Below are 11,653 nucleotides of genomic sequence, written 5' to 3'. Positions count from 1 at the left end.
GTGGTGGGGTGGGCGGCTTGGCGTTTGATCGGGATGTGGGTGTGTTCGGGCACGTAGAACGTCGTGAAGCCGTGCTCGTCGGCGAGCTTCGCGGCCGCCGCCGGAGCGATACCACGATCAGAGGTGAACAACACCAGGCCAAAGCCAAGGCCGGTGCCGGAAGATTGACTGGACACCAGTCCAGTTTAGCCAGATATCGGTTCCAGAGACAATTTCGGTATGAAAAGCCTTGTGGTGAACCACTATCAGGCTAGAAGCGGAGCAGGTCCGACCGTGTGCGTGGCCAGTCGGCTATCGTATGGACCCCCGTGAGCAGCCTCAATAAAAGACAGGTGTCCAGTTGACGCCCCCGGGCTGGAGTCAGCCCGCGCCTTTGCCGTTGTCCACCCGGTACACCGCCCCGTGGATCGCCGCGGCGTCGTCACTGGCCAGGAACGTGATCACCTTGGCGACGTCCTCGGTGGCCATGAATCCCCGCGGCGAAGCGATCCGCATGATCAGATCCCAGTCGGCGTTGTCCGGTGCCTGGAACTCGGTGGTCTGCGCGGTGGGCATGCCTCCGGGGCAGACCGCGTTGACCCGCAGCTTCTCCTTGGTGAACTCGATTGCCAGCGCGCGGGTCAGGCCGATCAGCCCGTGTTTGGCCGCGCAGTAGCCCGCCGAGTAGACCTCGCCCTCGACGCCGGCGATCGACGAGACGTTGACGATGTTGCCACCGGTCTCCAACAGATGGGGCAGTGCCGCGCGGCTCAGGTAGAACGGCCCGTTGAGGTTCACGGCAAGGTCGGTGGCCCAGTCGTCGTCGGTCATTGTCGCGGTGTGCCGCATCTGGTGAAACCCCGCGATGTTGGCCAGGACGTCGAGCCGGCCGAAGTGCGCGACGCAGTCCTCGACGGCCTGCGCGCAGGCCTGCGGGGAGGCGATGTCCACCGACGCGAATCCGGCGTCGGGCACATCGGCGAACACCTCCGCCATCCGCGCGGCGTCCCGGGCGATCCCGAACACTTTCGCGCCGCGCTCGGCGAACAACCGCGCCGTCGCCGCGCCCAGACCTGCCGACGCGCCGGTGACCAACGCGACTTTCCCGCTCAGCTGACTCATGCCCACGACCTTCTCACGGGCGCAGCGGCGTTCAGACGGCGGCGCGCGGTGTCACCGGGGGAACGGCAGCCAACAGGTCCCGGGTGTACTGCTGCTCGGGAGCGGCGAACAACTCGTCGGCAGGCCGGCTCTCGACGACAGCGCCGTCACGCATCACCAGCACGTCGTGGCTCAGCTGCCGGATCACCGCCAGGTCGTGTCCGATGAGCAGGTAGGTCAGTCCGAACTCGTGCTGCAGCCGCGACAGCAGTTCGAGCACCCGCGCCTGCACCGACACGTCCAGCGACGCGGTCGCCTCGTCGAGGATCAGCAGGTCCGGCTCGGCGGCCAGCGCCCGCGCGATGCTCACCCGCTGCCGCTGCCCGCCCGAGAGCTCATGCGGGTACCGCTGTGCGAAAGCGGTGGGCAGCCCGACCAGCTCGAGCAGTTCGGCGACCCGGTCGCGGCGCGCCTGCGCGCTGTCCGCCAGCCCATGCACCTTCAGAGGCTCCGAGATCGAGACATCCACGCGGGCGCGCGGATTGAGCGAGGAGAACGGATCCTGCAACACCAGCCCGATGCGGCGACGCAGCGCCTTGGCCCGGGATCCCTTCACGCTCAGGATGTCCGTGCCGTCCAGCGTCGCGCTGCCGCCGTCGGGCTTCACCAGCCCGGTCAGCACGGCTGCGACGGTCGACTTCCCGGAACCGGATTCGCCCACCAGACCCAGCGTCGTCGCGCGGCGGATCCGGAACGACACGTCCTTGACCGCGTGCACCGTGGACCGGCCCACCGGGGTGGACACCGCGAACCGGACGTCGAGCCCGTCGACCTCCAGCAGCGCCTCGGCGTCGGAGGGGACCGCCGCCGGGCCGGCACCGTCGAGTACCGGGCGGGCGGCCAGCAGGTCGCGGGTGTACTCGTCGCGCGGCCGCTCGAACACGTCCATGATCGGTGCCTGCTCGACGGCCACGCCGTCACGTAACACGGTCACCTCTCGGGCCACCTGCCCGATCACACCCAGGTCGTGGCTGATCCACACCACCGCGGTGCCGAAGTCGCGCTGCAATGTCCGCACCAGCTCGACGATCTGCGCCTGCGTCGTGACGTCCAGCGCCGTGGTGGGCTCGTCGGCGATCAGCACCTCCGGGTCACACGCCAACGCGATCGCGATCATCACCCGCTGGCGCTGCCCGCCCGAGAGCTGATGCGGGTAGGCGTGCAGACGCATCTCGGGGTCGGGCAACCCGACCGCCTCGAGCAACTCCAGCGCCCGGGTTCCGGCCTCCCGCCGCGTCATTCGGCGGTGCGTCTCGAGCGATTCGGTGATCTGGCGTTCCAAGGTCAGCAGCGGGTTCAGTGAGGTGCCGGGATCCTGGAAGACGAAGCCGATCCGGGCGCCGTGCACCCGGCGCAGCACCCGTGGCGAGGCGCCCACCAACTGCACCGATTCGCCCGTCTCACCGGTGAGGGTGCTGGTGCCCGACACCCGTGCTCCCGGCGCGTCCAGCAGCCCGGTCCCCGCGAGCACCGTCATCGACTTGCCGGACCCGGATTCGCCGACGATGCCCACGGTCTGCTCCCGGTGCACATCGAACGACACCCCGTCGACGAGCGTCCGCGACCCGATGCGCACCCCGAGGTCGCGCACGCTCAACACCGGCTGCGGGCTCATCACTGCTGCCTCCGGGCCTCGATGGTGGTGCGTTGCTTCGGATCGAGCACGTCGCGCAGACCGTCGCCGAACAGGTTGAACGCCAGCACGATGAGGAAGATCGCCGCTCCCGGGAACACCGCCATCCACCAGGCCATCGTCGCGAAGCCCTGGGAGTCGAAGATCATCCGGCCCAGTGACGGCTGTGGAGGCTGGATGCCCAGACCCAGGAACGACAGCGCCGCCTCGGCGAGGATCGCGAAGGCCAGCGACAGCGAGGTCTGCACGATCAGTGGTCCGGAGATGTTGGGCAGGATGTGCCGCCGCAGGATGTACAGGTCGCCGGTCCCCATGGCGCGCGAGGCCGCGACGTACGGTTCGGTGCGTACGCTCAGCGCGCTGGCGCGCGCCACCCGCGCGAAGATCGGGGTGAACACGATGCCGATCGCCAGCATCGTCGTGGTCACCCCCGGTCCCAGGATGGCGACGATCGCCAGCGCCAGCAGCAGCACCGGGAACGCGAACATCACGTCGACGACCCGCATCAGCGCCGCGTCCAGCCACCCGCCGCGATAGCCGGACACCACCCCGACGGCCACCCCCACCACTACGGCGAACGTCACCGAGACGACGGCGATCCGCATCGAGGCCTGCATGGCGACCAGCACCCGGGACAACACGTCACGGCCCAGTTCGTCGGTGCCGAACCAGTGCGAGCCGCTGGGCGGTTGCAGCGCGTTGGGCACCTCGACGTCGTTCACGCCATAGGGGGCGATCCAGTTGGCGGTCAGCGCGACGAGCGCCACCAGCACCAACGTCACCGCGCTGATCAGCGTGATCGGATTGCGCGCAAGCAGTCGCCAGGACGAGACCCGGGTGGATTCTGAGGTCGTCATGCCAGCCGGATCCTCGGGTCGACCACCGCGTAGAGCAGATCCACGAGCAGGTTGATGAGCAGGAACAGCGCGGCGATCAGCAGCACCGCACCCTGAATGAGGGGGTAGTCGCGGGCCGCCACCGCGTTGAAGACCAGCCGGCCCAGCCCCGGCCAGGCGAACACCACCTCGACGACGATCACCCCGCCGAGGATTGTCGCCAACTGGATGCCGGTGATCGTCAGGATCGGCACCAGCGCGTTGCGCACGGTGTGCCGGAACGTGACCACGCGTGGCGAGAGCCCCTTGGAGCGGGCGGTGCGGACATAGCCCATCGCGGCCACCTCGAGCACGGCCGAACGGACATAACGCGTCATGATCGCCGCGGCCACCACACCGACGGTCAACGCGGGCAGGACGATGTGCCGCAGCCAGCCTCCCGGGTCGTCGAACAGCGGTCGGTACCCCGAGGTGGGCAGCCAGCCCAACGTCGTCGAGAACAGCGCGATCAACAGGATACCGAGCCAGAAGTCGGGCACCGAAACCCCGAATTGGCTTGTCACGCGGACTATTCCGTCGCTGACCCGACCCTCCCGCAGCGCCGCGTAGATGCCGGCGGGCAGCGCGATCACCAGCGCGATGACCATGCCGGCGAAGCCCAGCGACAGCGTCGCGGGAAGCCGTTCCAGCAACGCGACGGTCACCGGGTCACCGTTGCGGAAGCTGACGCCGAGGTCACCGGTGAGCGCCGAGCCGAGGTAGCCGAAGAACTGCGACACGATCGGCTGGTCCAGACCGCTGGCCGCCCGCAGTGCCTCGTAAGCCTCCGGGGTGTAGCGGGTGCCCAGAGCGATGCGGACCGGATCGCCCGGCACCAGATGCACCAGCGCGAAGACCACCACGAGCACCCCGAGCAGCACCACCGCCGAGTACACCAGCCGGCGCGCGACGAACCGGGTGACCGGATGGGTCAGCACGGAGGCAGCGGCCACGGCTACACACCGCCGTCCGGGTTCATCGTCGCGTCCCGGAACCGGACGGCTCCGTCGCGGCGCGCCTGATATCCCGACAAGGCCGGGTTCCAGGCTTGGATCACCGACGGGTTGTACAAGAAGATGTAGCTCACCTTGTCGGCGATCAGGGTCGCGGCACCGGCGTAGTCCTCGGCGCGGGCGTCCCTGTCGGTTTCCACCCGGCCCGCGTCCAACAGGCGGTCCACCTCGGGGTCGGAGAACTTCTGCGCGTTGCTGGTCCCGTCGGTGTGGTGCTGGGCGTAGTAGAAGTCGTCGGGATCGATGTTGCCCAGCCAGCCCATCATCAGCATGTCGAAGTTGCCGGAGTTCTGTTCGTCGAGCCAGGTGGCGAAGTCGACGGTGCGGATGTCCACGGTGATGCCGAGGGAGGACAGGTTGTCGGCGATGATCTGGGCGGCCGTCACCGTCTGCGGATAGTCGGTGGTGACGAGCATGTCGAGATTCGACGGCGCAGCGCCCGCCTCCCGCAGCAGCTCGCGGGCCCTGTTGAGACCGTCCTCGCTGCCGCCCTCGCGATACCGGTCATACGGCGTGTACCAGGGATTGCCCTGCGGTATCGCGAGCTGGTTGGCCTCCGCGGTGCCGTAGCTGGTGGCCTGGACGATCGAGTCGCGGTCCACGGCGTACGCGATCGCCTGACGGACCCGCACGTCGTCCCACGGGTCGCGGGCCTGGTTGAGCGCCAGGTACCAGTAGTCGTTGCTGGGCGTCACAGCCAGCGTCACCGAGTCGTCGTCGCCGAGCTGCGCCACCCGTTGCGGCGGAATGGAATCGGTCCAGTCGATCTCGCCGGCCTGCAGCGCCGACAGGGCCGTCGACGGTTCGGAGATGAACCGGTACGTCACCCCCGTGATGTCGGGGGCGCCACCCCAGTAGTCGGGGTTGGCCGCCAGCATGATGGAGTCGCCGCTGCGCTGATCGCGGAAGCTGAACGGTCCGGTGCCGATCGGCCGGGTGGCGATCTGTCCGCTCTCGACATTGCGGCGGGACACGATCGCCATGCCTTTGAACCCGCCGAGGTTGGTGAGCATGTTCGGCACCGGGCGGTCGGTGCGGATCACCACGGTCGACGGGTCCGGCGCCTCGACGGCGGTCACCGCGCTGAACTTGTCGGAGTTGGGGAGCTCTTCGTCGATGATGCGGCGGTAGGAGAACACCACGTCGTCAGCGGTCAGCGGAGTGCCGTCGTGAAAGACGACGCCGTCGCGCAGCCGGAACGTCCAGGTGAGTTCGTCTGGGCTGACCTCCCACGATTCGGCCAGCGCAGGCTGCATCTGCAGGTTCTCGTCGGGTTCGACCAGGGTGTCGAAGACGTTCTCGAGCACCTCGAACGAGAAATACGCGGTGGTCTTGTGCGGGTCCAGTTGATCGGGCTCACCGGCAATGGCAGCCACCACGCCGTCGGCCCCGGCGCCCAGATCCACCCGCTGCCCGGTCGAGCAGCCGGCCAACACGACGGCCAGCACGACGGCTGCTGTGAATACGCGCAAGACAGCGGTCGAGACCGCTGTTCTCGTCATCTGCACCACCCCGGATTCGAGCCTGCCTCGGTTTTACTACCCATCGGCCGAGGCTACAAATCCGTGACTTTGTCCGTCCGCGACTGAAATACTCGGACCCGTGAAGATCCTGCGCGGTATCAGCGCCGCCGTCGTCGCCCTCGGTGTCGCCCTCGGATTGCCTGCCCCTGCCCAGGCCGCGCAGGTGATGGAGGGGGTGTTCGACTACACGCCGGCCGAGGGACTGGCCGGAACGTGGAGCATCTACCCGTCGTGCGTGCCGGTCGTCGGGGATCTGCGTGAGCCGTTGTACCTGCCGGTCGGTTGCCGGTTGAAGGTCTCGGCCTCGACGGGGCTGACCGGTGGGGACGCGAGGCTGGTCGGGGGGATATGGAGCTTCAGTGTGCCGCAGAAGGAGGGCATGCGGTGTCCGGACGGCAGCTGGGGGCCCACCGTCGAGACCTACAAGTTCGACGACGCGACGATGTCCGGGACGCGCAGCGTGTCGCACGCCGGAAACTGCGGCCTGGCACCGGCGATCATCAACACGCCATTCACGCTGTCGTACAAGGAGCCACTGCCGATCCCGGTCGACCAGTACCCGCTGATCTGTGAACCGGGGGGTCTGCGACGCTGCTTCTGACGCCGATCCCGGCGGACAGTCGAGACCACGAGAGGCGGCGCTTGTGAATGGACCCGACGTGAAACGGGTGGTGGTCTGGGGGACCGGGTTCGTCGGCAGGATGGTGATCGCCGAGATCATCGGGCACCCGTGCTTCGAGTTGGTGGGGGTCGGGGTCAGCAACCCGGACAAGGTCGGGCGAGACGTGGGGGAGCTCTGCGGCCTCGGAGCCGACCTCGGCTTGACCGCCACCGACGACATCGACGCGCTGATCGACCTGCGACCCGACGCGCTGGTGCACTACGGGCCCACGGCCGCGCACGCTGACGCCAACATCGAGCTGATCACCCGGTTTCTGCGCGCGGGGATCGACGTCTGCTCGACTGCGATGACCCCGTGGATCTGGCCGACCATGCATCTCAATCCGCCGAACTGGATCCAGCCGATCACCGTGGCGTGTGAGCTGGGGGAGTCGTCGTGTTTCACCACCGGTATCGACCCGGGCTTCGCCAACGACCTGTTCCCGATGACATTGATGGGCCTGTGTTCGGAGGTGCGTCGAGTCCGCGCCTCCGAGTTGCTGGACTACACCAACTACACCGGTGACTACGACCGCGAGATGGGCATCGGCAGGCCACCCGAGTACCGGCCGATGCTGGAGAATCCCGATATCCTGGTATTCGCCTGGGGTGCAACAGTTCCCATGATCGCTCATGCCGCCGGGATCATGCTCGACGAGATCACCACCACGTGGGACAAGTGGGTCACCCCCGATCCGCGCCCGACTGCCAAGGGCGTGATCGAACCGGGCAACGTCGCCGCTGTCCGGTTCACCATCAACGGGGTGTACCGCGGCGAGACCCGCATCCAGCTCGAGCACGTCAACCGGATCGGCAACGACGCGGCCCCCGACTGGCCGTCGGGTGACCAGAACGACGTCTATCGCGTCGACATCGAGGGGACCCCGAGCATGTTCCAGGAGACCGCGTTCCGGTTCACCGACGGGTCCGGCCGCGACGCGGCGGCGGCCGGTTGTCTGGCCACCGGTCTTCGGGCGCTCAACGCCGTACCGGCGGTCAACGACCTCTCACCGGGCTGGGTCACGGCGCTGGATCTGCCGTTGATCCCGGGGGTCGGCACCATCCGGTAGCTCGCCCCAGCCGCCGCAGCAAGTCGGCGCGCGCCGCCGCCAGCGTCCTCGATCGATCAGGTGGTGTGGCGTTTGACCAGCACGACGTGCGCCTGCGGGATCCGCATCTGCTCCGGCGCCGCCGCCAGACGCTCCGCGACGCCGGCTTCGAGCCGGTCGAACAGTTCCGGTGCGCGCGCATCCTCGGCGCCGTCGGCCAGCGCCGTGGTCAGCTCCGGGAACACCGACATGCGGGCGAAACCGGCCCATCGGGCGCCAAAAGCTCTTGCGTCGCTGTCGATCCGGTAGCGCCGCCAGAAGCGGTCCTCCGCGTCGAACATCTCGAGGCGTTCGATCTCGAGGCGTTCGAAGCGTCCGGACGGCGCAAACGGCGCCGCGAAGTCGGCAGCGTGCCGCGCGACCGTGGGCACGCACATCCGCAACATCTCGTCATCGGTGATCAACCCGCCGGCCGCGAGTTCGTCGAGACCGTCGACCATCGCCGACAGCAGCGGCCGGTAGCCGAACTCGCCGTCGTCGCCGACCGCCATCGTCGTCACCACCAGACGGCCGCCGGGGCACAGCTCGCGGCCGCGGAAGGCGACGAACTCGTGCCAGTCGCGGGCGGCCTGTTTGGCGAAGGCGGCGCGCACGGATTCGTCCGCGCAATAGGCGACTTGGAGGTGGTCTTCGATGACGCCCGGCACCCGGCTCAGCCACTGGATCGCCCAGGAACTCCAGCCGAGGTTGACGCTGTTGGACGGCAGAATCTGGCTGTAGAACGACCGTCCGATGGCCGAGGCGAAGGTGGCGCGGTCCTTGCGCAGATACGTGTCGGGGTCTTCCTCCAGGGTCCGGAACAGCGCGGTGAAATCATTGTCCGGCCGGTCGGTGTGGGTGACCAGCACAGAGTGCTCGGGGCGGGTCCGCCCGCGTAGCACCGCGATCGCGGCGCCGATGGGCAGCAGTGAGTTGTGTCCGCTGGCTGCGCCGTAATCGGCGATCACGATCGGCTGCGGCGGAGCCGGTATCGGCACCGCGGCCGCAGCCTCCTCAAAGACGGCGATGGCCGACTGCAGCCCGGCCGCCTGCAACCGAGCCGCGGCGGTGTATGTGCCGCTGTCCATCGGCTCGGGTTGCACGACGATGCTGGACTCAGGCATCGCGACCTTTCGAGGGCATCTGGTCAATTTCCGTCTCTTCGGACGGTAGTCCTCACCCGAGCGGCGCGCCGCAGAAGCGCGCGCATGACAGACTCGCCGCATGACGGGGCGGGTCGGTCCACGGATCGCGATCGGCGGCGCGGTCCTGACGCTGGTGGCCGGCGTGGTCGGGTTCATCGTCGCGATCGTGCTCAACGTGTTCGTCTTCGACGAGTTCGACGCCTACGGCGAGGTGCCGGTTCCGGGTTCGGGCAGGCTGCAACTGCCGGCCGGCGAGGTGACGATCAGCTTCCACACCGCGGTGACGGGCGGGGTGAACGGCGGTTTCCCGGTCCCCGCCCTGCAACTCGGCATCACACCACCGGAGGGGGTTGCCGAGCCGGTCGTCACGGAGACGATGGGCACCACGACGTCGATCAACAACGATGTCCGGATCCGGATCTGGGTCGCCCAGATCCCGCAGGACGGCGTCTACGACATCTCCACCGGTGGCAACGTCGGCGGCTACATCAACCCGCAGTTGGCCTTCGGTCGCGACAGTTCACCGGCGGGGCTGTTGTGGATGTTCGGCGGCGTGACCGCAGCGGGCGTCCTTGCGCTCGTGGCCGCGGTGACATGGCGGGTGCGATCGGGGAAGAAGGCCCGTCCGCTGCAGGGTCCGGTCAGCCTGGACGAGCCCGACTGGCCGGGTCCGCTGCCGCCTCCGGTGTAGCCCGCGCGCGCTCGACCACGACGAGCGCGACATCTTTGTACGCGCGGACCGGTGCGTCGACGTGCAAACATGCGCGCTCGCGGGGCAACCGGGGCAACCGGCTCAGCTGCCGCGCGCCACCCACTCGTCGTAGTGCACGATCTCGTCACCGACGGTCGTGGTGTCGCCGTGGCCGGTGTAGACGACCGTGTCCCCGGGCAACTTCCCGAGGCGCTCCGAGATCGACGCCAGAATGGTGGGGAAGTCGGAGAACGAGCGGCCGGTGGCCCCCGGCCCGCCCTGGAACAGGGTGTCACCGCTGAACACTGCGCTCAGCTCGGGTGCGTGCCAGCACACCGAACCGGGGGAATGCCCGGGAGTGTGCAGCGCACGCAGTTCGGTGCCGGCGACCCGCAGTGTCTCGCCATCGGCCACCGATCGGAAGTCGTTGTCCGGGTGGGTCATCCGCCACAGCACATCATCGGCCGGGTGCATCAGCACCGGCGCGTCGAGAGCCTCGCCGAGCTGCGGTGCGACGGTGACGTGGTCGTTGTGACCGTGCGTGCATACCACCGCCACCACGTGCCTACCGCCGACCGCATCGATGATCGGCTGCGCGGTATGCGCGGCGTCGAACACCACAACTTCCTTGTCATCGCCGACGAGCCAGATGTTGTTGTCGACATCCCAGCTGCCTCCGTCGAGTTCGAAGGTGCCGCTGGTGACCAGGCGCTGGATCGGGCCAATGGGTTCGGTGCTCACAGGATCACCACCGAACGCAGGACCTCGCCGGCGTGCATCTTGTGGAACGCCTCTTCGATGTCGCCCAGCCCGATGCGTTCGGAGACGAACCTGTCCAAGGGGAAGCGGCCTTCCAGATAAAGACTGATCAGCGTCGGGAAATCGCGTTCGGGCAGACAGTCGCCGTACCACGAGGATTTCAGTGACCCGCCGCGGGAGAAGAAGTCGATCAGCGGCATCTCCAGCGTCATGTCCGGGGTCGGCACTCCGACCAGGACCACGGTGCCCGCGAGGTCGCGTGCGTAGAACGCCTGTTTCCACGTCTCGGGCCGGCCGACGGCGTCGATGACGACGTCGGCGCCGTTGCCGTCGGTGAGGTCCTGGATGGTCTTCACCGGGTCGAGTTCGCGGGCGTTGATGGTGTGGGTGGCACCGAACTCGCGGGCCCAGTCCAGCTTTCGGTTGTCGGTGTCCACGGCGATGATGCGTTTGGCGCCGACCAGGCGGGCGCCCGCGATCGCCGCGTCGCCGACCCCGCCGCAGCCGATCACCGCGACCGTGTCATCACGGTTGACCGCGCCGGTGTTGATGGCCGCTCCCAGCCCTGCCATCACGCCGCAGCCCAGCAGGCCTGCTGCAGCGGGGTCGGCGGCCGGGTCGACCTTGGTGCACTGGCCTTCGTGCACCAACGTCTTGTCAGCGAACGCGCCGATGCCCAGCGCTGCAGTCAGCGGCGTGCCGTCGGTCAGCGTCATCGGCTGCGCGGCGTTGAAGGTGTCGAAACACAGGTGCGGGCGGCCGCGCTTGCACGCCCGGCACTGACCGCACACCGCCCGCCAGTTGAGGACCACGAAGTCGCCGGGCTCGACGTTCGTCACGCCGGAGCCGACGGACTCGACGACGCCGGCGGCTTCATGGCCGAGCAGGAACGGGAACTCGTCGTTGATGCCGCCCTCGCGGTAGGTCAGGTCGGTGTGGCACACCCCGCACGCCTGGATGTCGACCACGACCTCACCCGGCCCCGGATCGGGGATGACGATATCCACCACTTCGATGGGTTGAGCCTTCGTCCGGGAGATCACACCTCGCACCGTCTGAGTCATGCCTAAACCCTAATAGTTCACACCGACGAGGGGGCAGTGACCCGGACCGGTGTCCAAACGGC

At 68.2% G+C, this 11,653-nt stretch carries 11 protein-coding genes; 3 read left to right on the top strand and 8 right to left on the bottom strand.

All coding sequences use genetic code 11. From position 1 onward, the window contains the following. Nucleotides 1-360: 360 nt before the first annotated feature. From BEMPMBAN_RS24985 to BEMPMBAN_RS24965, 5 genes are read right to left on the bottom strand one after another with little or no spacing between them, the layout of a single operon-like run. Nucleotides 361-1,101, bottom strand: a complete 741-nt coding sequence (locus tag BEMPMBAN_RS24985) for an SDR family NAD(P)-dependent oxidoreductase (RefSeq protein WP_159234049.1) — start codon at nt 1,099-1,101, stop codon at nt 361-363. A 31-nt stretch (nt 1,102-1,132) separates the two neighbouring features. Beyond that, nucleotides 1,133-2,755: a dipeptide ABC transporter ATP-binding protein gene (locus BEMPMBAN_RS24980; RefSeq protein WP_159234047.1), complete on the bottom strand. Its 1,623-nt coding sequence runs from the start codon at nt 2,753-2,755 to the stop codon at nt 1,133-1,135. Continuing rightward, nucleotides 2,755-3,630 (bottom strand): ABC transporter permease, encoded by an 876-nt coding sequence (locus BEMPMBAN_RS24975; protein ID WP_159234045.1) that lies wholly within the window; start codon nt 3,628-3,630, stop codon nt 2,755-2,757. The genes BEMPMBAN_RS24980 and BEMPMBAN_RS24975 overlap by 1 nt, the downstream gene beginning before the upstream one ends. Further along, nucleotides 3,627-4,601, bottom strand: a complete 975-nt coding sequence (locus BEMPMBAN_RS24970; protein WP_159234043.1) for an ABC transporter permease — start codon at nt 4,599-4,601, stop codon at nt 3,627-3,629. Before BEMPMBAN_RS24970 ends, BEMPMBAN_RS24975 begins: the two co-directional genes overlap by 4 nt. A 2-nt stretch (nt 4,602-4,603) precedes the next feature. Then, a complete protein-coding gene (locus BEMPMBAN_RS24965; RefSeq protein WP_159234041.1) occupies nt 4,604-6,163 on the bottom strand; it encodes an ABC transporter substrate-binding protein in 1,560 nt (519 codons plus the stop codon). A 100-nt stretch (nt 6,164-6,263) separates the two neighbouring features. On the opposite strand from BEMPMBAN_RS24965, the gene BEMPMBAN_RS24960 reads away from it, so the two are divergent. Beyond that, nucleotides 6,264-6,785, top strand: a complete 522-nt coding sequence (locus BEMPMBAN_RS24960) for a hypothetical protein (protein WP_159234039.1) — start codon at nt 6,264-6,266, stop codon at nt 6,783-6,785. A 100-nt stretch (nt 6,786-6,885) separates the two neighbouring features. Then, complete coding sequence (locus tag BEMPMBAN_RS24955; protein ID WP_234897687.1) at nt 6,886-7,914, top strand: NAD(P)H-dependent amine dehydrogenase family protein; 1,029 nt, start codon at nt 6,886-6,888, stop codon at nt 7,912-7,914. A 56-nt stretch (nt 7,915-7,970) separates the two neighbouring features. Here BEMPMBAN_RS24955 and BEMPMBAN_RS24950 read toward each other — a convergent pair whose 3' ends face one another. Further along, a complete protein-coding gene (locus tag BEMPMBAN_RS24950; protein ID WP_159234035.1) occupies nt 7,971-9,056 on the bottom strand; it encodes a class I SAM-dependent methyltransferase in 1,086 nt (361 codons plus the stop codon). Between the two features lie 100 nt (nt 9,057-9,156). On the opposite strand from BEMPMBAN_RS24950, the gene BEMPMBAN_RS24945 reads away from it, so the two are divergent. Beyond that, nucleotides 9,157-9,768, top strand: a complete 612-nt coding sequence (locus BEMPMBAN_RS24945) for an SHOCT domain-containing protein (protein ID WP_200846112.1) — start codon at nt 9,157-9,159, stop codon at nt 9,766-9,768. 102 nt (nt 9,769-9,870) lie between these two features. Here BEMPMBAN_RS24945 and BEMPMBAN_RS24940 read toward each other — a convergent pair whose 3' ends face one another. Together BEMPMBAN_RS24940 and BEMPMBAN_RS24935 are read right to left on the bottom strand one after the other, a co-directional pair. Beyond that, complete coding sequence (locus BEMPMBAN_RS24940; RefSeq protein WP_234897685.1) at nt 9,871-10,509, bottom strand: MBL fold metallo-hydrolase; 639 nt, start codon at nt 10,507-10,509, stop codon at nt 9,871-9,873. Continuing rightward, entirely contained in the window at nt 10,506-11,591 is a 1,086-nt protein-coding gene (locus tag BEMPMBAN_RS24935) for an S-(hydroxymethyl)mycothiol dehydrogenase (RefSeq protein WP_159234033.1), read from the bottom strand. The genes BEMPMBAN_RS24940 and BEMPMBAN_RS24935 overlap by 4 nt, the downstream gene beginning before the upstream one ends. Nucleotides 11,592-11,653 lie beyond the last annotated feature (62 nt).

This window comes from Mycolicibacterium austroafricanum, assembly GCF_902705885.1.
Classification (GTDB): domain Bacteria; phylum Actinomycetota; class Actinomycetes; order Mycobacteriales; family Mycobacteriaceae; genus Mycobacterium; species Mycobacterium vanbaalenii_A.
The sequence above is the reverse complement of the archived record's forward strand: the minus strand, read 5'-3'. Positions and strand labels throughout refer to the sequence as shown.